The 21,578-nt window shown below is 51.6% G+C and carries 21 protein-coding genes; 5 read left to right on the forward strand and 16 right to left on the reverse strand.

Annotation, left to right across the window (positions count from 1 at the left end; all coding sequences use genetic code 11):
- Positions 1 to 18 precede the first annotated feature (18 nt).
- Positions 19 to 1,254 (forward strand): glycosyltransferase family 39 protein, encoded by a 1,236-nt coding sequence (locus FPK30_RS08305; RefSeq protein ID WP_260804485.1) that lies wholly within the window; start codon positions 19 to 21, stop codon positions 1,252 to 1,254.
- A 590-nt stretch (positions 1,255 to 1,844) separates the two neighbouring features.
- Positions 1,845 to 2,225 (forward strand): mannosyltransferase YkcB-related protein, encoded by a 381-nt coding sequence (locus FPK30_RS08310; protein ID WP_232345807.1) that lies wholly within the window; start codon positions 1,845 to 1,847, stop codon positions 2,223 to 2,225.
- Between the two features lie 771 nt (positions 2,226 to 2,996).
- On the opposite strand, the gene FPK30_RS07365 is transcribed toward FPK30_RS08310, so the two are convergent.
- Positions 2,997 to 3,611 carry a hypothetical protein gene (locus FPK30_RS07365; protein WP_144085941.1) on the reverse strand — a complete coding sequence of 205 codons (615 nt, stop codon included), beginning with the start codon at positions 3,609 to 3,611 and terminating at the stop codon, positions 2,997 to 2,999.
- A 711-nt stretch (positions 3,612 to 4,322) separates the two neighbouring features.
- Here FPK30_RS07365 and FPK30_RS07370 point away from each other — a divergent pair.
- Positions 4,323 to 5,309, forward strand: a complete 987-nt coding sequence (locus FPK30_RS07370; RefSeq protein WP_186279445.1) for an alpha/beta hydrolase family protein — start codon at positions 4,323 to 4,325, stop codon at positions 5,307 to 5,309.
- 69 nt (positions 5,310 to 5,378) lie between these two features.
- Here the strand turns inward: FPK30_RS07370 and FPK30_RS07375 are convergent, their stop codons facing one another.
- From FPK30_RS07375 to FPK30_RS07395, 5 genes are all read right to left on the reverse strand, one after another.
- Positions 5,379 to 6,053: a response regulator transcription factor gene (locus FPK30_RS07375; protein WP_144085943.1), complete on the reverse strand. Its 675-nt coding sequence runs from the start codon at positions 6,051 to 6,053 to the stop codon at positions 5,379 to 5,381.
- Positions 6,050 to 7,276 (reverse strand): sensor histidine kinase, encoded by a 1,227-nt coding sequence (locus tag FPK30_RS07380; RefSeq protein WP_186279446.1) that lies wholly within the window; start codon positions 7,274 to 7,276, stop codon positions 6,050 to 6,052. The genes FPK30_RS07375 and FPK30_RS07380 overlap by 4 nt, the downstream gene beginning before the upstream one ends.
- A 162-nt stretch (positions 7,277 to 7,438) precedes the next feature.
- Positions 7,439 to 8,239: an ABC-2 family transporter permease gene (locus FPK30_RS07385; RefSeq protein WP_144085945.1), complete on the reverse strand. Its 801-nt coding sequence runs from the start codon at positions 8,237 to 8,239 to the stop codon at positions 7,439 to 7,441.
- Positions 8,236 to 9,087 (reverse strand): ABC transporter permease, encoded by an 852-nt coding sequence (locus FPK30_RS07390; RefSeq protein ID WP_144085946.1) that lies wholly within the window; start codon positions 9,085 to 9,087, stop codon positions 8,236 to 8,238. Before FPK30_RS07390 ends, FPK30_RS07385 begins: the two co-directional genes overlap by 4 nt.
- Positions 9,084 to 10,064 (reverse strand): ABC transporter ATP-binding protein, encoded by a 981-nt coding sequence (locus FPK30_RS07395; RefSeq protein WP_260804486.1) that lies wholly within the window; start codon positions 10,062 to 10,064, stop codon positions 9,084 to 9,086. Before FPK30_RS07395 ends, FPK30_RS07390 begins: the two co-directional genes overlap by 4 nt.
- A gap of 366 nt (positions 10,065 to 10,430) precedes the next feature.
- On the opposite strand from FPK30_RS07395, the gene FPK30_RS07400 reads away from it, so the two are divergent.
- Positions 10,431 to 11,234 carry a MerR family transcriptional regulator gene (locus FPK30_RS07400; RefSeq protein ID WP_144085948.1) on the forward strand — a complete coding sequence of 268 codons (804 nt, stop codon included), beginning with the start codon at positions 10,431 to 10,433 and terminating at the stop codon, positions 11,232 to 11,234.
- 84 nt (positions 11,235 to 11,318) lie between these two features.
- Entirely contained in the window at positions 11,319 to 11,846 is a 528-nt protein-coding gene (locus FPK30_RS07405; RefSeq protein ID WP_144085949.1) for a VOC family protein, read from the forward strand.
- A 222-nt stretch (positions 11,847 to 12,068) separates the two neighbouring features.
- On the opposite strand, the gene FPK30_RS07410 is transcribed toward FPK30_RS07405, so the two are convergent.
- The 10 genes from FPK30_RS07410 to FPK30_RS07455 form a co-directional block, all read right to left on the reverse strand.
- Positions 12,069 to 12,698, reverse strand: coding sequence for a response regulator (locus tag FPK30_RS07410; protein WP_144085950.1), 630 nt, complete (start codon positions 12,696 to 12,698; stop codon positions 12,069 to 12,071).
- Positions 12,695 to 14,077: a sensor histidine kinase gene (locus FPK30_RS07415; RefSeq protein ID WP_144085951.1), complete on the reverse strand. Its 1,383-nt coding sequence runs from the start codon at positions 14,075 to 14,077 to the stop codon at positions 12,695 to 12,697. Before FPK30_RS07415 ends, FPK30_RS07410 begins: the two co-directional genes overlap by 4 nt.
- 98 nt (positions 14,078 to 14,175) lie before the next feature.
- Positions 14,176 to 15,861 carry an MFS transporter gene (locus FPK30_RS07420; protein WP_332460435.1) on the reverse strand — a complete coding sequence of 562 codons (1,686 nt, stop codon included), beginning with the start codon at positions 15,859 to 15,861 and terminating at the stop codon, positions 14,176 to 14,178.
- Positions 15,862 to 16,322: 461 nt separating this feature from the next.
- Positions 16,323 to 16,727 carry a DUF2511 domain-containing protein gene (locus tag FPK30_RS07425; protein ID WP_144085953.1) on the reverse strand — a complete coding sequence of 135 codons (405 nt, stop codon included), beginning with the start codon at positions 16,725 to 16,727 and terminating at the stop codon, positions 16,323 to 16,325.
- A gap of 35 nt (positions 16,728 to 16,762) precedes the next feature.
- Entirely contained in the window at positions 16,763 to 17,623 is an 861-nt protein-coding gene (locus FPK30_RS07430; RefSeq protein WP_144085954.1) for an ABC transporter ATP-binding protein, read from the reverse strand.
- Positions 17,624 to 17,654: 31 nt separating this feature from the next.
- Positions 17,655 to 18,413, reverse strand: coding sequence for a murein hydrolase transporter LrgB (locus FPK30_RS07435; protein ID WP_144085955.1), 759 nt, complete (start codon positions 18,411 to 18,413; stop codon positions 17,655 to 17,657).
- Positions 18,410 to 19,027, reverse strand: a complete 618-nt coding sequence (locus FPK30_RS07440; RefSeq protein WP_144085956.1) for a hypothetical protein — start codon at positions 19,025 to 19,027, stop codon at positions 18,410 to 18,412. Before FPK30_RS07440 ends, FPK30_RS07435 begins: the two co-directional genes overlap by 4 nt.
- Positions 19,028 to 19,134: 107 nt before the next feature.
- Positions 19,135 to 19,980 (reverse strand): hypothetical protein, encoded by an 846-nt coding sequence (locus tag FPK30_RS07445; protein WP_144085957.1) that lies wholly within the window; start codon positions 19,978 to 19,980, stop codon positions 19,135 to 19,137.
- A gap of 14 nt (positions 19,981 to 19,994) precedes the next feature.
- Complete coding sequence (locus tag FPK30_RS07450) at positions 19,995 to 20,591, reverse strand: RNA polymerase sigma factor (RefSeq protein ID WP_260804488.1); 597 nt, start codon at positions 20,589 to 20,591, stop codon at positions 19,995 to 19,997.
- A gap of 210 nt (positions 20,592 to 20,801) precedes the next feature.
- Complete coding sequence (locus FPK30_RS07455; protein WP_144085958.1) at positions 20,802 to 21,335, reverse strand: ClbS/DfsB family four-helix bundle protein; 534 nt, start codon at positions 21,333 to 21,335, stop codon at positions 20,802 to 20,804.
- Positions 21,336 to 21,578 lie beyond the last annotated feature (243 nt).

The raw sequence follows: 21,578 nt of genomic DNA on the forward strand, positions 1-21,578 counted from the left end.
CGGACTCGTGGAGACTGGGTGGCACTGGGAGCTATGCTACTTGCGGCCTGTGCAATATTCTTCATCAACCTTACGGCCTCCGGGTATGCCAATGAGTTTTATTCGGCTGCGGCCCAAGCAGGCTCGGTCAGCTGGAAGGCGTTTCTCTGGGGGTCCCTGGACTCAGGGAACGCCATCACCGTGGACAAGCCACCGGCAGCCCTCTGGCTGATGGCACTTTCCGTGCGCATCTTTGGTCTGAATTCCTTTACCATCCTCCTGCCGGAAGCGCTGATGGGGGTGGCGACCACCTATCTGCTCTATGCCACCGTGCGTCGTTACTGGGGCAACTGGGCGGGTATTGTCAGCTGTTTCATCTTCATGCTCACTCCGGTAGCCGCGCTCATGTTCCGCTGCAACAACCCCGATGCCTTGCTGGTCTTATTGATGACCGGTGCCACTCACGCGCTCCTCAGATCCCTGGAGTATGTCAACCATCCTTCTGGCAATCGAAAGCGTACCTGGTGGATGGTCCTGGCCGGGGCTCTGATCGGGTTTGGCTTCCTTACCAAGCAACTACAGGTGCTGCTCGTACTGCCTGGCTTTGCCCTGGCTTTTCTTCTGACCTCACCAACAGGCATGGTTCGTCGCATCCTGGATTCACTGGCTGCCATTATTTCCATGATCGTCGCCGCTGGCTGGTGGGTTCTGCTGACGGTCGTCGTGCCTGCCGGCGACAGACCTTATATAGGCGGCTCCCAGCGCAACTCCTTCCTTGAGCTCACTTTCGGCTACAACGGTTTCGGCCGCTTGACCGGCAGCGAAGAAGGATCCGTCATACCCGGCCACGGCCATGAAGGATGCGGCATGCCGGCTGGTGGCGTTCGCAGGGGCGGCAAGTGGGGCCAGACTGGCCTTAACCGTCTGTTCAGCGGCGAGTTTGGAACGCAGATTTCCTGGCTGGCTCCTCTGGCTTTCGCAGGCATTGTCATCAGCTTGCTGGTTATCGGCAGAGCTGTCCGTACAGATGTACGCAGGGCCAGCGTCATTGCTTTCGGAGGTTGGCTGACCGTCACCTGGCTCGTTTTCAGCTTTATGGCCGGCATTTTCCACCAGTACTACACCGTGGCTCTGGCCCCTGCCCTGGCTGTTCTGGTGGCTATCGGGGCATTCAGTCTGTGGATCGCCCGGGACAAGCTCTGGGCCAGGATCGTCACGCCGATTCTTATCGCCTTCACGACCTTCTGGGATTTCAGTCTGGCAGGTCGCTCCTAGTGGCTCCCCTGGCTCAAGTGGGCCATCCTCATAATCGGTCTCATGAGCGCTCTCGGGTTTGCTTTGGCTGGGCTGTTGCGAATACGGCGACTCGCTCTTGCTGCCCTCATTCTCTCAGTCGTAGGGCTCATGGATGGCCCTGCTGCATGGACGCTGTACACCGTATCCCAAGGACACATGGGATCAACGTCCTGGCCGGTCCCAGTCTGACTTCAGGGAGCATGGGTGGCGGCCCCGGTGGTATGCCCGGGGGTGCTCCTGGTGGTGGCCAACCCGGCGGTGGCCAGGCGGGCGGCATGGCACCTGGCAATATGCAGCAAGGCATACCTGGTGGTGACGGCGGTCCCATGGGCTCATATCAAATGGGTCAAGACCCGACGGATCAGCTGGGACAGCCGAGCAAGCAGGGCCAGATGCCCGGCGGTAGTTCGGATAGTCAACAGCCTCCCAGCATGGGTTCTCAAGGACCAGGTCCCATGGGCCAGGATTCCTCGGGTTCACATGAGGAATCCAGCACTTCGGGTGTGCTTTCCGTGCCATCACAGCGCAGGGGCAAATCTGGATTCCATGATGGATCAGAAGGAGAAAGGATGAAGGGAGGAAGTCTGCTTGGTGGAGGCCGGTCCAGTTCCAAGATCGTCGCCAAGCTGGAAAAGGCATCCGATTCCTATCGCTGGGCTGCTGCCACGACAGGATCCCAGCAGGCAGCGGGCTATCAGCTGACTTCTCAAAAGCCAGTCATGGCCATTGGCGGGTTCAATGGTTCCGACCCCTACCCCAGCTTGGAACAGTTCAAGCAGTACGTGAAGGAAAAGCAGATTCATTACTACATAGCCGGTGAGATGGGCGACCATCAGATGGGAGGTTCCGACACTGCCACGCAAATCTCGCAGTGGGTGGCCAAGCACTACACCGCAACCACGATTGATGGCGTCACTGTGTATGATCTGACCCAGCAGCAGGCCAGCTGAGCGGTGGGAGTAGCTCTTGTCTAAGAGTTACTCTCACGTTGTGTTGTGAACAATACATCTACTATAGGTCTGAAGTTCGAATCTTTACGTGAAAGTAATAAACTTCCTACTCCTTGAATAGAAGGACTTGATCAATCCCTAATGAAGTTAACATGTTTTCAGTAAACCTTGCATCAATATAATTAACTTGTACTGTGGTATTGTTTCCGTTTTCAGGAAACGTTCCTTTCTGCATCCTGTTTTCATCGATAGGATGTTATAATTATAATTCAATATTTTTAAGTATTTAGATTTTTAACCGCGGCAGATTATTTATTGTTTGCTGTACCAGATAAAAAAGAGCGCTCTATCAAATATAAACCGTAGAGCTATCTTCTCATGTAACTAAATTAAGCAAGTCAGCTAAGAAGAGACTAGCTCTAGGTCATGTATAGCAATTACAATATCATACATGTTTTACGATAAAAATCTCGATTACTGAGTGCTATGCACGCTATAGCTACATCTTAAGTGTCTATTAAATATAGATTAGTACTAACTAAACAACCTCTAACTTTTGCAATGTCATAAAAGATATAGCAGAGTATCCACACACAAATGTCAAGCGTGTGTATCTGTTATTGATATTTAGAAAACGTAATTCTAGCCACACAATTATTTATTGGCAATGTATAAACAGGACAAAATACTTCGGCGTGGTCGTTTAGTCCTTTCCTTTTGCTACGCTGCGCCAAATCAATCATAAATGGTTGTACTCTGTGATGATAACTTTTAGATTAGCAACAAAGCTGCGATTAAAAGTACTATTATTGACACAGCTTGGACAAGATTTTTGGTGATTAGTTTCGAAAGATAATGATGTGAAGTTCTTATACTTTCACGTTGATCGTCCGGTAGAGAAGAAAGAACATCTTTTCGCAGAGTTGCATTCAGAGTAACTACACCAAGAAAAGCAGTCGTGAAAGCCGACAACACTTTAGCCACAGTTTGCTTGCCCCCAGGAGAAGGATAAGAAAGTACTAAAAAGGCGAAAATACAAGTAACAAGGAATACAAAAAAGAAACACCATCCAGCTTTTTTGTCCATTTTGCTGTTAACAATTAAATCGAGAGATTCATTTTTCAGCCAATCACAAGCATCAAGGCCTTTTTTTAATTCAGACTCTTCGGGTTGCTCATTTTTATTACTTATTGAGAATAAAGAAGTGGCTAGATCCTTCTTTTCTTCTATTTTTTTCTTGTAAAAATGATCGAAAATATACTTACGAATCTTTTGGTTTGAAGGTGGAGAACTAAGTAATACCTCAATGGCGTCATAGTCATTTCTTGCATTATTGATAAGTTCTTTTGTTGTATAATCTATAGGTTGTCTTTTGTTTTCCTGCATATTCCTAGTCTCTCTTTTACTGATCAGCTACATTGCCTATATAGCATAGGAGAATGACAACAGGACGATAACTATATCATAATTTTTGCATTCTCATGCCTTTCCAGAAACACAACTATACTGTGTTGTATTTTACAAGTAGATTGTCGGTTACATTTTCTCCATAACTCATTTCGCGACGTGATTTATTCTTACAATCGAGTCGTTCTGTCTGTTTAGCAGTAAAGATAGAATTAAGATGCCGGATGTTTCTTGCTTTTTGCGCTATTGATTACTCGCGCTGTGAACAGGTCAATTAAAGCTCAGTAAACGTTAATGGCGCAATATCAGCAATTGTAGCTTCTTATAAGTCTTTGTGTAGTATATGGTTTTCCCAAGTAATATATTAATATAATTGCGATATATTTATTCACTTAAACAGGCTTGCTATGAATATTAGCAAACGTTCAAATACCAACTTTGACCACCTAGGTAGGTGAATGCAAATTGACGAGTAGTCGGCTTTATGAATGCATTGTTCTTGATGGTCGAACTGGCTTTATAGTTATAGGATTTATAGCTATACAAGCAGACAATGGGGTGCCGATCAGGGAGTGGAATGTCAGAAAATCCAGGCAGGACAAAGCCCAAACGCAAATGGAGGCGGGTCCTCCTGGCTCTGGCAATAGTACTTGTTCTTGTCATGGTAATCATTCTGCCGGGGGTTCTATTTTGGTCTATGAGGACACCTTCGGAAAACGGTATGACACTCCCGGATGGATGCGTTATGCGCTCGCAGACTTTCCCGGCTTGCGCATGAAGCGGTGCGTCTTCCGGTCCAAGGACGGTAAGAAACTGGCTGGATATCAGTATTCAAGAGAGAATCCGAACCAGCCTGGGGACAAGGCTGAGGGCCTTGTGGTCATTGCTCATGGTTTCGGCGGCGGCGGACAGAATACCTACATGGATGTTGCCAACCACTTCACCTCCCAGGGCTTCCTGGTCTTCACCTATGACGCCACCGGCAATGATGAAAGCGCCGGCAAGTCCGTCAGGGGGCTTCCTCAAGGAGTCGAGGATCTAGACCAAGCCCTTCGTTTCGTGGAGGGTGAGCAATCATATAAGGGCCTCCCTCTTTTCCTGTTCGGACAGAGCTGGGGAGGCTATGCCGTCGGCGCTGTTCTCAACCTTCACCCAGAGGTCAAGGCCGCGGTCATGGTTTCTGGGTTCAATCGCTCGATCGATATGATGCGTCAGCCCGGCAGAAAAATCGCTGGCCCTGCCGTCTCGCTCATCCTGCCCTGCGTGAGCTTGTATGAGCATGTGAAGTTCGGGAAGTTTGCGGGCTATACCGCCTTGGATGGCTTGAAGAAATCCAAGGCGGGAATTTTCATCACTCAGAGCCGGGACGATCAGGTGGTACCAGTCAGATATAGTTATAACCTCTTCCATGAGGAATTTCAGTCCAACCCACGATTCCGGTTCCGTGAATACCAGGATCGCGGGCACGCCTATGTCTACTATTCCCAGGAATCGGTGCGATACCGAAAGCAATTCGACCATGAATACAAGGAACACATGAGACGACTGGGTCAAAAGCCGTCCAACGAAAGCTATAACGCATATTCGGCCAAACACTTCGAGAAGTCGAAGGGCTTTGAGCTGGATGTGTCCTTGATGAACCAAATGGCGGATTTTTATCGTCAATATAAGAGTTAAGACGCAAAAAATACAGCCTGATATAGTTCTTTTCCATCTACAGATGAGCCCATTTGTATTCGGTGCTATTCAGTAATTTGTCATGTTGGCCTGATACCAAAGGACGGCGATGTTGATCCGGTCCCTGACCTTGAGTTTTGCCAGTATGCGGCTGACGGTCTTTTTGACCGAATCATGCTGCAACTGGAGGCGCTCGGCAATCTCCGCATTCGTCAGGCCTTGACTAACCAGCGAAGCGACCTGAAGTTCGCGTTTGCCCAGTTGCGCGAATTTAAGGCGAGCCTCAGATTCATCATTGCCTTTTGGCCTTGGAACTCCTTTCCTGATTACTTCGGCCGTGATGCGCGGCGTGAGAATGGCATCGCCTGCATGCACCGCGTGGATGGCTCTGTGCAGATCCGCTGTCTTGACATCCTTGAGTAGGAACCCGGAGGCACCCGCCCCTAGAGCTGTGAAGGCATAGTCGTCCTCGTCGTAGGTGGTCAGAATGAGAATGCTTATTTCAGGATGGAGCTTTTTGATACGGCTGGTGGCATCCAGCCCGTCCATGACAGGCATGCGCACATCCATCAGAATCACGTCGGGCAGAGGCTGTTGATTTTTGGCGGATGTGGCCAGTTTGTCCAAAGCTTCTTGGCCGTTGACCGCCTGTGCTACCACATGCAAGGTTGGATCCTTAGCGACCATGAGTGCCAGTCCCATGCGGGTCGGGCGCTGGTCGTCGACGATCATGATGCGGATCATGCGTTCTCCTTCATGCCTATATTGTTAGCTGCCATTGCGGCTAGCGAGGGTATGTGGGCCTGCAAGGTCCAACCATCAGAACCAGGACCCGAATGGAAGCTGCCACCATGAGCTTGCACCTCGGCTCTTAACCTGGCAAGACCTGTACCATTGCTACCGATATTGTCGGCCTCGTTATTCAAGATTCGTCCATCATCACGAACGGTGATATCTATGCCGCCCCGGCTGTTGTGATCCCAGGAGACCACAATACGGTTAACCTCCTGTCCGTGGCGGAGGGCGTTGGTAATCGCCTCCCTGGTGATGGTGAAAGCAAGGTCGGCCTGTTCGGAATCCTGTGGCCGACGGCCTGTCTCCGTCAAGGCAGTGCTGATGCCGACATGCCGGGCGTGGTCGAGGATGGGTTTGATGTCATCCCAGCCATGCCTCTCCCCTGTGGCCGGCTGTGGGTCGTTTTTTGGATCTGTCTCTGATTGCAGGGCTTTGACAGCCGTTCGGGTGTCATCCAGTCCCTGCCGTGCCAGGTCGTTAATCACCGATATAGCCTCATCAATCTCCGGCTTTCCGCTGGCATGATCCAGTCCCTCGGATAGGGCGATGATGGCGGTCAAGTCGTGACCCACGCTGTCATGCAGTTGGGCGGCAACCCTGGACTGATGCATGGCCTGGTCCCGCTCATGGGCCAGAGTTAGAGCATGTGAGCGCTCCTCCTCCAATGCCTGCTCCGACATGCGTGACTGCCTTACAGAGCGTGAGAGGAAGGCGACTGTCAGGCAGAGGGCGAAAGTCAATCCAGTCGGATACAGAAGGTCGGTGAAGTGGACATCATGATGCCAATTGGCAGAGAGTACGATGCTGAACAGGCCCAGAATGGCGGAACTGCCCAGCCCAGCTGTCAATGATGCCATGCTCTTATATTCTACCGCGCAGGCGTAGAGGCTGACGAGCCAGGGAATGATCAGGTAGGTGCATCCCGAGCCATAGATTGCGGCAGTCAGGGCAAGCATGCCACTGACAACTAGCAGGGTAGCTAAAGGATATAGGCGGCGCAGGCATAGGGTGACAAGTGCGAGAAAAATAATGACCACAAACAGGGGCAAGCCCCAGCTGGCAGACTTCATGACCTGGTAGAGGGTCTGGTTGGCGCTGCTTGGGGCAAGTATCAGCCTGGTCAGCATCCCTGTCTCGTAGAGAGCGCAGAAAAAGACTGCCACGAAGGTCATATATGGCCGGTTCCACAACTGAATCCAGCCTTGAGTCTTCTTGCCTGCTCTCATCGGTGAGCCTCTTTCTGATAACTGCCGGTATTCCATTATGCTGTCAGACACTGAGATGTGCGGCCTGGCAAGTGCGTTATCCTCTCTTTATTGACTCTGCACTTAAGATCAGATGGCTCTGCGAGCCTGGTGCCGGAATATAAGGAGGCTGATCAGCACCCAGAGGATTGCCACCATGCACGAGCTTGTCATAGAGGTCGTGGATGCGATATTGCCCATGTCACGGGCTGCGGATGCAGTGGTGATCAAGGCCAGCGGATACGGCAGCGCCAAGGCCGGTGTGGCAACCGACAGCGCACAGCCTGCCAGAGTGAGCAGAAACATGATGCTCATAGTCGAAGCGAAGGATTCGGCTCTGGCGGCTATGGCCTGGGTCAGAGTCATAATCGCCCACACTGCCAACGTCATTGGTACGCCACGCAAGAGATAGGGGCCGAGTTCCTCTGGGTCGAAGCCTCCTACCAGAACACCCGCGAGTATGAATTCAGATTCGAAGATAGCGACGGTAAGGAGGGATGCCAGCAGTCCATGCATCATCTTCCCGGCTATGGCAGTCCCAACCATGCCGGAGGCATTAAGACGCTGCCAGTTGCGGCCCTTGTGCTCGTTGGCTTCAATTTGGGCAGCAAAGGCCGCGACCAGGACTGGCATGAAGACCATGCTTGGCAGAAGGATCGCCTGCCCCCAGACCGCTGCCCAGGTCACCCCTTGAGCCTGGAAGTCCGGTCTGTAGCTCTGATACTGGTCCCAACCGTTGAAGATTCCTACGGCGTCGAAGAGCATGGTGGCCAGCCAGTACCAGAGATTGCCGGCCTTGCGAATCTCCCATTTGAAGGCGGCGGCGATCGATGCCTTGTGGCGATGCATCGGGGTGATGGTTATAGCGTTTGCAGGGTATTGCCTGTTCATCGGCCTGACTCCTTGACCTTGACGATGAGTGCTGATATTCCCGACCAGATAATGTATGCCAGAAGGCTGGTCAGGACTTTTGGCCAGGGATTGGCAACCAAGGTCATACTGGCAAAGCCATCAGGACTGGCAGAAGACAGGAAGGGGCTGGCGGCGGAACTGATTCCTGCCGGGAAGAGCCAGCCTAGACCTGGCATATTCATCGGGCCCAGTCCAGTCCCGATCAGACCGGCTACCACACCCAGACCCAGTCCTATGGCTTGTTTATCTATCGTCAGCGAGAGGGCGAGTTGTATAGCTGTGACCGCCATGGTTGAGAAGCAGGCAATCAGTGCCGGAACGAGTATGTATTCGGCCAGACTGCCCTCGAGATGGAATCCTTGTGCTGAAGCTGCCAGCGGTACCCACGTCAGAGGAATTACGAAACATAGCGTAATCACACACCCAGCAACTATGAGCTTGGCAAGAAACCTCTCAGTCGCATCCTGTCCTAGGGAGCGCCATTTGAGATCCATGCGCTCGCCGCTCTCCAGGACAGCAAGTCGGCTGGTCAGCAGAGCGGCAAGGATGGGTGCCAGTAGGCCAACAGTTTGGTAGATCTCACCTTGTGCAAGGGCTACGGTACGAGTGGCGGGGTTCGAAGATTCAGCTCTTTTCATGAATGCCAAGCCTGACCATGACGAAACCAGAACAATCATGCCCAAGGCCATCCACCAGAATGAGGAGCCTTTCAACTTGCGAAGCTCCATGGAAAGCAGAACAGGTAGCCCTCCGGGATGGGATGAGCGTGGCGGTTTTCCCAATCGAAATTCTTCGGACCGCATGGAGATTGATTCGACAGAGCTCATCGTGTGCTCCTCCGTTTAAGACCGGACGGCTTCATACCACTCTGCGCTACATGGTTCTGTAAGACATAGTTTTGTGAAATATGGTTCTGCGGGTTTTCCATTAGTTCGAGGAAGGCCTCTTCCAGGCTTTTGCGTTCGGAAGCGACACGGTATACCTGCAGACCATGCGAAACCAGTTGAGTCACCAGCGCCCCGATTTGTGGATCGGGTATCTCGGGAATGCACAGGGTTGCGCTCTTCCTGATATATTCGGGGTGAATGCCTTGAGCTTCGAGCATCTCTGATGCGAGCCCAGGATCGGACACCCGTAGATTGATATGACCCTCTTCGCGCAGATTTTCCAATGTCCCCTGGTAGAGCAAATGACCATCGGCAATGATGCCAACCACCGGAGCCATCTTTTCAATCTCCGACAGGATATGGCTGCTGATGATGACAGTGACCCCCTCCGAGGCGGCCAAGTCCATAATCATTCGTCGCACCTCGACCACCGCCTCGGCATCCAAGCCATTGGTGGGCTCATCCAGGAGCAGGAGCTCCGGCTGCGAGATCAGCGCCATGGCGATGCCCAGCCGTTGCTTCATCCCCAGGGAGTAGGCGCTCGCCTTCCTCTTCTCGTATCCCCGCAATCCAACCTTGGTGAGCACTTCTGAGGCAGCTGAAACTGGCAGACCCAGATAATCGGCTACCATGCGGCAGTTATCCAGTCCTGACAGGCCTGGATAGAAGCTGGGTCCTTCAATCATGGAGCCCACACGGCCCGGCTGGATCGTGGTTTTCTTTCCAACCTGCTGTCCTAGCAGCCACATGCTTCCAGCAGTCGGTTTCGTCAATCCCAGGAGGAGCTTCATGGTGGTCGATTTTCCGGCCCCATTTGGTCCCAGCAGTCCGTAGACCCCGCCAGCCGGCACCCGAAGATTCAGTCCATCCACGGCTTTGAATCCGCCATAGGCCTTGACCAACCCCTGTGTGGACACAGCCAGTTGCGGGTGATTGCTTCCGTCTGCATATGCCATTGCGCCTCCCCTTCCAATCGGAATTCAACTGATTCCTATGCAAGTTCGACGGGCGCAATCCTTCAACGCGGGAAAAGAAACTGTCCCCTGCAGGGGACACGTCGCTGCTGACGAGGCTAATTTGCATCCATGGGAAAGGAGTCACGCTGGATTTAGTCGTTTTCATAATCGGAGGGGGGAATACTTCGCAAACAAGCAGGATCAAAAGCTGCCTCCTCAAGAACCTGTTATTGGGGCGTGGGGCCGGTGTATGCATGCACTGCCTCATCCATCCCCAGGAAACAATTGATTTGACCTTGACATGATGGCAGGGTTTAGGGTCAAGGCATGACACATGAGAGCGAATTCAGTGGCGAAGGCAGCAAGAGCGGCTTGAGCATCGGTCAGATGTCTGAACTAACAGGGGTCAGTAGGAGAATGCTGCGCCACTGGGAAGAGGAAGGACTGATCTATCCCATTCGTGGACTGTCGAATTACCGGCAATATATGCAGGATGACGTCGCACGGCTGGAGCGAATTGTGACCTACAGGGAGATGGGATTCAATGCCAGACAAATCAAGGCATTGCTCGATTGCAAGACACCGCTTGCTTTGGACGAGTTGCAGGGACAGCGCTCGCGAATTGAGGAGAAAATCCAACTTCTCGGAAAAGCTGCGGATCGTCTGGACCGACTCATAGCCCTTGCCGAGGGAAAGTCAGGTAATGATTCAGCTCCTACGAAGATCGATCAGGAGGACCAGTACTTTTCGGAAGCATACGAACGCTGGGGTGCTAGCAGGCAGTGGCTTGAGTATGCGGAGCGAAAGGCCATGTGCTCCGAGCAAGAGCAGAAAAAGGACACGGCCCGGCTCAAAAATGTAGAAAGTGAGCTTGCACAAGCCAAGCGAAAAGGTCTGCCACCGTCCTCAGATGAGGTTCTCGAACTGATTGACGAGCATCGGCAGGCTTTGTCATGGTTCCATGTGACGCCGTCCATGCATGTCATTCTGGGGCGAATGTATGTGGCTGACCCACGTTTCAAATCTCACTATGAACAATTGGAACCAGGATTGGCGAAATGGATGCTGGTCGCAATCGAAACTGCAGCGCGTGCATACGGGATAGATCCGTCAACCGCCAAATGGGAGTGACGCAGTCAGTATCTTCCATCTACGTATCACATTTTCTGTTTGACAACCCAATTCAAAACACTTCAACTAAGGAACGAGGTAGCCATGGACAACCATGACCAGCCCAAAGCTACTGCTTATGCAGGTGCAGGCATAAGTCCCGTGCCGGAGCCGGGGAAGGATGCGGAACCGCCGGAGCCTTATAGGGGCATCTATCTCATGCCCATGTTCATGTGCCTGTATAGCGACGATCTAGATGAATCAGAGGTTTTCTGGACGCAGGGATTGGGTTTCATCAATTTATACACCATGCCGGGCATGATGATTCACTTGAGGCGCTGGGCCTTTCAGGATGTGCTGATTCGTAAGAGTGGTTCCAATACTGGCGACTCTGATACGGATATGGAGTCCATAGGAAGCCTGAGCGTAGCAGTCACGGAAAAGCAGATCAGCAAGATTGTGGATGCATGCAAGCGCCTCCGTCCTGGCTCCACTTCAGCTCCATTACGTAAGCCGTGGAACTCACTCGAAGCCAGGATTCAAACTCCGGAAGGCCTGATTCTTATTCTGACAGCCGCTTTGGCTGTCGACAAACAGAAGGCTCAAGCTTATCTGAGCTCGCACGGTCAATGAACAAAGATGAAGCACCTCCCCTACTCGTGATTTGATTGAAAGAGCAACGATTAGATGTCTCGAACGGCCGAATGGAAAATATATAAGACTTATAACGTTTGTTCTTGTATAAAAGCCGGTTCTTGCCCCTGGATTCGAAAGAGGCTATCGCTTAAGGGGCTATCGGTTAGCGGGCTATTGGTTATTGAAGTTAGTCCAGTTATGGAAGTTAGGCCAGCAGGTTTACTGCTCGGATTTCAAGCCTAGAGTTTCGATGGCTTCCGCTACTGCAGCCGTGCGATCGCTGACCTCCAATTTGGCGAAGATCCGACTGAAGTATGTTTTTACTGTTGCCTCGCTGATGTATAAGTGCTCTGCGATTTGCCGATTGGTCATACCCTTGGCGGCCTCGCGCAGCACACGCGTCTCTTGTTCGGACAGTGCTGGTCTGGTCGCAGGGCGCAGCGCCTTGCTGACTGCTTCCGCGGCGGTCGGATTCAGGACAGTGGACCCTGCAACAGTGTCACGGATAGCTTGGGCCAAGACATGAGGTTCTACGTCTTTCAGCAGATAGCCGTTGGCTCCGGCTTCTATGGCCGGCAGAATATCGTGGTCGGAATCGTAAGTGGTAAGGATCAATACCTTGGTTTTGGGATAAGAAGCCAGCACTTTCCGGGTGACTTCAGGACCGTTCATATCAGGCATCCGCAGATCGAGTAGCAACAAATCCGGACGTGTTTTCGCTACAGCCTCTATGGCCTGGGTGCCATTGCATGCTTCGGCAACCACTTCAAGATCCGCATGGCGCTTCAGCATGCTGCGTATACCCTCCCGAACCATGGGGTGATCGTCGGCCATGACCAGTCGGATCATCTTTCCTCCTTATCTGGTCGAGTAGTGTTACTTGGTCTTTCGACAGGAATATTTACAGTTATGGAGGTGCCTTGCCCGGGAACTGAGGTTACCGTACAGCGCCCACCCGCGTCTTGAGCTCGTTTGGCCATATCTCGCAGACCATAGCCATGACCAGCCTTTTCCATCTCCTGGAAATCCAAGTTTTGAATATCAAAACCACGACCATCATCCTTGATCTGAAGTTCCAGGAGTTCCGGCCTTTTCAAAAGCAATCTCACCTGTACATGCTGGGCATTGGCATGCTTGGAAATATTAGTCAGGGACTCCTGGACTATACGCAGCAGGTTGACCTCGGTCTGCTTAGGCAAGGGCGGCAAGGTTCGTTGAATCTGGCACTGTGATTGAAAACCTGTCTTTGCTGCGGTGGAATGCACTGTCCGATCCAGGGCCGTCTTCAGGTCCCTGCCATCCAGATCAGCCGGTGCCGAATCCGCAATCATTCTTCTGGTGTCATCAAGAGAACTTTTCGACGTGCTGGCGATCATTTCCAGATGCTTTCGCGCTGCAGGCAGGTCGTCATCCAGTTCTTCATGAGCTACCCTGGCCAAGGCCAGAATGGAAGTCAAAGACTGGGCGATCGTGTCATGCATTTCGCTGGCCACACGTTCACGCTCGATGGACGCTCCTTCGGCTCTGCTGAGTCTGCGAATCGTCTCTTGTTGAGACTCCATTTTGTCCAGCAGCATTTGATTATGTCCGTTGGTCAAAGCCAGGACATTAAAGGACTTTCCAATCATTGCGGAGAATACCACTACGAGAATCATGAGCATAAGATTGCCGGATAGATCTGTACTCAAGAACCTTTTCCCAGCCAAAACCATGGCCAAATAGGCTATATTCAGGACTCCTACCAACCCCAGAGCAGGAAGGTAGGAAAAAGCGATGAAGAGTTGTGGCACGATAAACAGCTGAGCCAGAATGGCGGTACCATCCAACCAAGCGCCCATGGGCAGGCAGACCAGCGTCAGCAGAGCGAAAATCCAACCATATGCTCCTGTTTTGCTTACCGGCTGATCTGCCGTTTTCCGATCAAGTCTTTCAGACTTGTCATATACCCTAGGCAGAACCACGATCATGAAAAACAGGCAGGGCAAGAGGATGAGAAAGCTTGAAACAAGTTTATAGGTCATGGATGCAGTCGAGAAGAAGCAATTGGCTCCTGTTACGCAGCCTGCTTCCACAATGAAATACCAGTTCCAGGTGTTATGAAGACGTTGACGCTGGGCATCGGTTCTTGCGGTCGCGTCAAGTTGACCGTCGCCGCGATCACCATTCAGATTCATTGAAAGCTGGTCTTGCTGTTGGTTTTCTCGATTAATTCCCTCAGTGATTTTCACTCATGTCTCCCATGACTTGCACACTTATTCACCCTACTGCCAAAAAGCCTGTAGAAATCGTCGGGTTTTCCTGTTTCCGAGCCTCGAAACCGGGATCTTCATTGGTTTTTGATTGTCTTACCAGCGAAAATTTGTTTGCCTTTTCGGGGATACAAGAGAGCCAAGGGAATGAATAGCAAGGACAGACAACCCATTGCTAGGAAGACCTTGCTGCTGCCGCTGGCATAGGAGGCCCTGATCAGAGGCATGATCATATTCCGCATGGATTGGGGCATACTGGCGAATTGTGATTGAGCACCTGCCGAAGTTCCGGATCCAATAGTATCTGCGATGGCTTGCGCTCGGGATGCGCTTACTCCGTACTTGCCCAAGGCCTTATGAATATCCAGGGCAAAATAATGGGTGCACAATGGTCCAAGCATTGCCATGCCTAAGGCGCCGCCGAAGTTTTTGAAGGTCTGATTGATGGCAGTGACTTCGCCATAAGAGGCGTTGATGGCCCGATTGACCGCATCAGTGGATGATGGCGAGAACATGAATCCGATCCCTGCACCCGCAACCACCATGGAAAGTGACAGCCAGACGGTATTGGAGGGCAGTCCTTTATCGAGCGAACCGGCTGTAAGCGACATGAGGGAGAAACCCGTTGCGGCTATCAAGCCGGCAATCAGCAATACCGGTTTCATGCCATGTCTGTTGAAGAGTTGGGCGCCCAACAAGGCGGAAACCAGGAAACCTAAGAAAAAGTAGAGGATGAATAGGCTGGTCATCAATGTTGACCGGTTGAGTGCAAGGAGCCCATAGACGCTGAGGAAGTACATGATGGGTTGGAAGATCACGGCGGCTACCAACATGGCGAGCTGGGAAATGTCGAATGGTGGGTTGCGGAAGATTCTGAGTTTAATGATTGGATTGTCAACGTGCGAATCCCAGAAGCCGAACACCAGGAATAGCACAAGGCTGGCACCAAAACTGGCAATAATGCGCCAATCCGACCAGCCAACGGTGCTGCCCTGTTGAATCGGCACGATCAGAGCTATCATGGCGAGTCCTACGGCCAGGCCGCCAGCCCAGTCAATATGCTGACTACCGGGTTCGGTTGTGGGTGAGTCCTTTGGAATCATCGAGACGATCATGGCGATTGCCACCAGAGCCAGAGGCAGATTGATAAAGAAGATGTCGCGCCAGGAGTATTGAATCAGCCAAGAGCCCAGAATGGGGCCCAAACATGTCATGGCTCCTGTGATGGCGAAGAACAGAGCCATGTTTCCGGCCCTCTTGTTTTCGGCCGAGTAGGAGAACAGAATACCGATAGCGGCCGGGAACATCATGGCTGAACCGATGCCTTGCAGTGCTCGGGAAAAAATCATCAGCATCAGCGAGAGTGAATTTGCAGGAACAAGTCCGCAACATAAACTGCCCATTCCAAAAAGGAATGTACCTGAAAGCATGATGCGTTTGTAGCCCGCTAGATCAGACAGATGCCCGCAGAAGGGGAAAGTGGCGGCCGCAGCCAGCATGTAGGCGTTGACAATCCACTGTATGCCGCTTGCGGTCAGACCCAGACCTGATTGGACTGCCTGACTCGATAAGGAGACGATTGTCGAATCTATGTTGGTCATAGAGACGGCGACAATAAGTCCAATCATGATCAGGCTGAGTTTTTTGTGATTGATAGGAGGTTGTGAAGCCCCGATCACTGGCAATGGGTCTTCTTGTCTCTTGACTTCGCGAGTTTGCATACTGTCTCTCTTTCGTGTTTGCGCAATTGGTATCGCCGTAATCGGCTTTGGAGGCGCTACACCATGAGAGTAAAAAGATCTTCTCGCTTCTTATGTCATCCCAGTCGCTGTATCTCTGTCCCCCATTCGGATGACATAATGTCAGCCGTGTCAGAGCTGGGGCTAGAAGATCAGCAATGCAACAGTTTGCGGAAATCAGACTGTGTGAGTTATAGGGCTGTCTGGTGCTGGGAAAAGTACTGTCTCGCAGTTTATCGAGTGATTTTATAAGCCAATTGGTGGGGGGGGGGAAATCGATAGTTATGGCAGGCAGATTACCCAGAAGACTCGCGAGCAACTGCCCTCTCCACTGGCCAATGTGAGCGGTATTCGCCTGACGCTATGAATGAGTAATATCAGCGACAGACAATGCAATGTGAGGACATTCTCCACGCGGTCAACCTGGTTGACCTGTCGTCATTGTTGCCCGCCGTTTGGCTATCTGTTGGGCCCTGTAAATTGGTTTATTTTGGTATGTCGCAGACCGAGAAGGCGAAACTCATCAGAGTTCCTACTGACTTACTCTTATCTGATTTTAATGTTTCAATGCTTTTGAGATGCTCATTGTCTTGCACCTGGTTCAGCGCGTACTGTGCGCCATCTGAGGTGGTAAAGCGGAGGATGGGGTCTCCATGCTTACTGAGCTTGCATGACACGGTGCCTTTATCTACCTTCAGAGGCCAGGTGTGACCCAGATCTTCTTTCGAAATTGTTTGCGGGTTGCTGGTGGCTGCAACCTTATTGCTTCCATCAGTGGAATATTCTTCAGGGTGCTTCATGCCATCAGTGCAGCCGACAAGCCCCACTGTCAGCATAATTGTGGCGCATATCAGGAAAAGGGTTCTGAGGCTCTGCTCGATTCTTTTCATAATTATCGACGTTCTTTCATACTTGGAGGCGGTTTCTAGCGCTCGCTGGCCAAAGCCATATATCCGTCCTCGAGATTGGGCGCAGTTTCTACAGAGCCCGCGGGCGGTGTATCGGTAACTATGCGGTATCTTGTCCCCTGTGGGGTGGGTTCCGCGTTGATGATTGTGGCATTATTCGGCGGGGCCGCGATGGGAGGCGTGACCCAGGTGTGACCGGCAGCTTCATGGATCAGTCCCTCTGTCGGCCCGTCATACTGTCTGCGTCCGCAACGTAATACGCATACCCAGGGGCAGGTTTGTGCAACGTCATCAAGTATGTGGGTGGAGAGGATGACGGTTCTATCCTGCCCCAGCTGGGCAAGGAGCGTGCGGAACCGCATGCGCTCTTCGGGATCCAACCCCGCTGTGGGCTCGTCGACTACCAGCAGCTGGGGGTCGCCCATAAGGGCCTGTGCGATGCCAACCCTGCGCCTCATACCCCCGGATAGGCCCCGGATAGGTTGGTTCATCACGTCTTCCAATCCCACCTGTTCCAGGAGGGTATGTGCTTGCTCCTGCCGTGCACGTTTATTCTCGATCATTTTCAAGATGCCGATATAGTCAAGGAATTCAAGCGGGGACAGGTTCTCGTAGGGGGTGATGTGCTGTGGCAGATAACCCAGGTGCCGTTTTAGATTTCGCCTGTTGGCCGGCGAAGACAGGTCTTGTCCATCAATAAAAATCTTACCTTTAGTCGGTTTGATTATTCCGGTGAGAATACGCATGAGGGTTGTTTTACCGGCACCATTTGGTCCTATGAGCCCTATCATGCCTTGTGGAAGATCAACGGTCAGATCGTTTAAAGCGGCCGGTCTCCCAAGAAAATCCTTGGTCAGATGGTCAATAGAGATAAACATGTGAGTAATTCCTTTCAAAGTCAGATGAAAGTCAGACCCGAGCTTTTATGTGGTTGGAGGCTATGTTTGCACCAGTGAAAAGGAGGAAGATAATACACACCTGCCAGAGCAGGGATATGACCCCTGATTGGACGGTAAAGGGGCCGTTCGCCGGCATGTACATAGGATTGGTATGAAACCATCCCTGCGCAATGGGATCGCCAATGACTGCCAGGGGGCCGCCATTGAGCGTTGGAACTGGTAAGAGGGGGGTATAGAAAGCCAGCCAGGCCCATACCAGGACTGCAAGAATTCGGGCTACGATCGTGGGGAACAGAGCTCCTAGCAGGGCGGATATCCCCATAGCGATCAGCATTGATGGCGAGAGTATGACAAGTGCTACTGCCGGGGCTACCAGTATTGCCTTACCGTTGCCGTGGATGGCTTGGTAGATTGCGATCAATACAAGGAAAAGCAGGGAAGATGATATGCAGATGACCCAGGCTCCCAAGACATGAGCTGAGCTGATGACTCCCATCGGCAAGGGGGAGGTGGATTCAAGCTCGTCCATACCTGTTCGCCTGCCCGCAGTCATAAGGTCGCTAAAGGATGCTGCGTATGCCAACGGGGTGAACATAGCAAGAACCTGTCCGGTAAAGACAAGACCATTTGTGTTGCTGAATCCAGGTGACATAGGAGAAGCATAGGCCAAAAAGAGTGCGAAGAGTGCCAGCGGTATGCTGGCAATCCACAAGGCTTTGCGCCGATAAAACATTAGTAGCGTGATGCGTATAAGGCTCAGTATCCTCATAGGGCTGCCACCTTTACAACATTGCGCTCTGCATCACCGCACATGTTCCATCCGAAGATTGCGCCTGCTGCTGCAATAAACAATGGAATGAGTCGTTGCCGGACCGGATCGGTGATGTATGGATCCCATATAAAACATAGAAACAGCCAAATAGCCATGGAAGCCAGCGACGACGTTGGCATAGACATGGTAAGTACGGCTATAAGGAAAACCAGGCAATTGACCATGAATATACTGCCAACCGGGGTAATCATGCTCACCCATCCCATGTCACGTGGCCAAAGTCGCATCACATGCAAGCCGATAAAGAGAAGGCCTGCGGCAGTAAGATTTGCCCCGGTAATGATAAGCAGCCTGGTCACTTGAACTTTCCGCCATCCAGTTGGAGTTGACTCAGTAAGTTCAACGAGTGGGTCACCATTGAGCACAAAAGCTGTAGATAGGCCAGCAGCAATTACTGGCACTTGGGTGAGAACCATCATACCTGGCCGTATGCGGCTCAATGACCAAATGCCCTCCAGTAAGAAGCCCACAAAAAGAATGCCTGCAGTCAGTATAAACGGCAGCAATACCAGCCTATAAAGCCTCTTGAGCTGTATACCTACGAAAGCCAAACTCGTCCACCTTCCTCATATCTGGTTTTGGCCTCGGCTGCTGCCAGACATTGATCGCTACTCGTTCCGTCTGCTTAGTTAGTAGCGAGAGGGGATGAAAAGGTTCATTAATTTTTATCTCCACCGGCGAGTTGAGTATGCCAGGCAAGAGGGGCTGTAAGGATAACAGCAGATATGAGTCCCACTGTAACGAGGATGAACCCTGCCCAGGCTGCGGTTGTAGTGGGTACCGAATTGACCCATGCCGGTAGGAAAAATGATGACCGAAAGTTCTGCAAAGTTCTCACTAGTGGTGCAAGTACCCCTAGGAGCAGTGCAATCCAAGAGCATTGCCATATGCATAAGAGGGCCACGATATTCGCCAGGAGTGTTATGGGGGCTATCGTTTGGGCAATAACTGGCAGGGGCCTTATTCCAGGGTTAATTGCAGTGACAATCAATAAGGCTGCTCCCCCGACGACAATATTGGAGATAAAGGCCAGCAGCAGTCTGGTAGCTACTACAACTTGAGGTCCCAGGGGCATACTGAGCATTAACTCACGATCGTCTTTGATGGAAAAAACCAGGATTATTGTCAACGCCATGTTGAGCATGAGCATATTCGAAAAGATATGCAGACCGAGACTGCCGTAACGCGCACCTTGCATAACGTTGCTAATTAAAACCGAGCACGCTGCTATCGCGATTTCCACCAGTAAGATATATCGCGGTATGAGGCGTAATTGTGCCAGAACAAGCGGGCCACAGGAACGCACTCGACGCATGAATGGTATTGGTTGATCCGTTGCCAGCGACGGCTTCTGGTGGATGGCCTTCATTACGCTAGTAAAAGCTGGAACTGCCGGCTGTGCATTCTGCTCTTTTTCCCTAAGCGCCTCTTGAACTTCACCCCGGTATTCTTCGGTGACTGGGCCTGTGCTGTCTGGGCTTGTGCTCTTATATCGGTCTGTCATAATCACCCCTTCAATTATCTCTGGCTCGGCACTTTATGGGTTTTGACAGGAGCGAGGTCGGTCAACTGTGGGCGCAGGATCTGCCTTGCCCGAGCAATACGAGACTTCACAGTCCCAACCGGGACGTCGAGCAGGGAGGCTATTTCCGGGTAGGGTAACTCGTGGAGCCAGGCCAGCGTCACCGTGTATGCCATTTCTGCTGGGAGTGCATCAATCCTGTGCCGTATTTTTTCCATCGTCAGATCCTTATTGACCAGTTCCACAGGCTCCAGCTGATCATCGGTTATCGAGTCGAGTTCCACCTGATCCATTTGGTCAGGTGGTTTCGGTTTGCGACGTTTCATATAAATTTGCCGCCGGGCAATGCTGAGTATCCAGGTGAGCACCTTGCTGTCTGTGCGGAAGGTTTTTGAGGAACGCCAGCAGCCCAGCCATGTGTCAGCAAAAACTTCACTGGCATCCTCATCGTCGGATATTCGCAAGGAAATAAAGGCTTGGACGGTATGCGCATACTTATTGTAAAGCGCTTCAAAGGCCGATTCATTCTCAGCGGCCACCATTTTGATCAGCCTTATATCATCAGCATCTGGATCAATGCGAGATCGTTTCACTGATGATGTCCTTCTCCGTATTGTCTACATCCTAGATATCTTCCTGCATACTGTTATGCAAGCGGTTATCGCGGTTATGCTCCATTGCTATTACGAATATACTGGGATGCTGCTTTTAGGGTCGCCCGTACTGTGAATTTAGTCGCAAAGTCGCAGGGCAAACCATTACTGTCTGTGAGTGAAGCTGGCTCTTTTCAGGTGTCCTAGCGCTTATTTGCGTCCTTTCAAGTACTTCCGTATCTTCTTCAGAGCCCAGTCGTAATGGCTGGAGGTCGAAGAGATGAAGGCGGAGCCCAAGGTAGAGTTTCCGGTCCATGGGAGGGCGCCCTTGGTGAATAGCTGTTCGTTGGTGAACGATTGCGCCAGGGCCATGACCTTCTTATGGGATTCGATAAACAGGTTCAAGGCCTGATCGTAGGTGGTGTCATCATGCTTGTCTCGCAGCTTCACATTCATCTCGCCGTAATTGCGCCAGTTGTAGCCGTCCGGAAGAAAGTCGTGGGTCCTGCCCTGCTGGTTGTCTTCCACCCAGTTCAACAGCAGCTGATGCCACTCGTAGAGATGGACGAGCACGTCCTTGATGTTCCTGTCGCGTGCCCAATGGGCCCCTTTCTCCTTGCTCAGGTCGAAGGAAAAGCGGCCATTGCGTTCTTCGGGTGTCAGCGGCTCAAGCAACGCCACGAGTTTGTCGAAGCCATCGTCAGACGCCTTGATGAGTTCTTCCTTGGTGGTAGGTCGTGCCATGACGGTCCTCCGTTTGTCTCTGGTCGACAAGATTTGACTGGTCCATCGTCACCTGTCTCGGTTTGTCATTGACTGTACCCCATATGGGCCTTGCAAATGCTCGTGTGTAGGAAATCGTCGCGAACTCAAGTGCTTACAGTTGCACCTACCAATCAAATTCATCAAGCCGAGCGCTACATATACCGACTTGATTTATGTAACAAGAGCCATGAAGGAATGACAGAGGTCGGCAGGCTTGCTGTG

The sequence above is a fragment of the Bifidobacterium apousia genome, assembly GCF_007559275.1.
Lineage (GTDB): Bacteria > Actinomycetota > Actinomycetes > Actinomycetales > Bifidobacteriaceae > Bombiscardovia > Bombiscardovia apousia.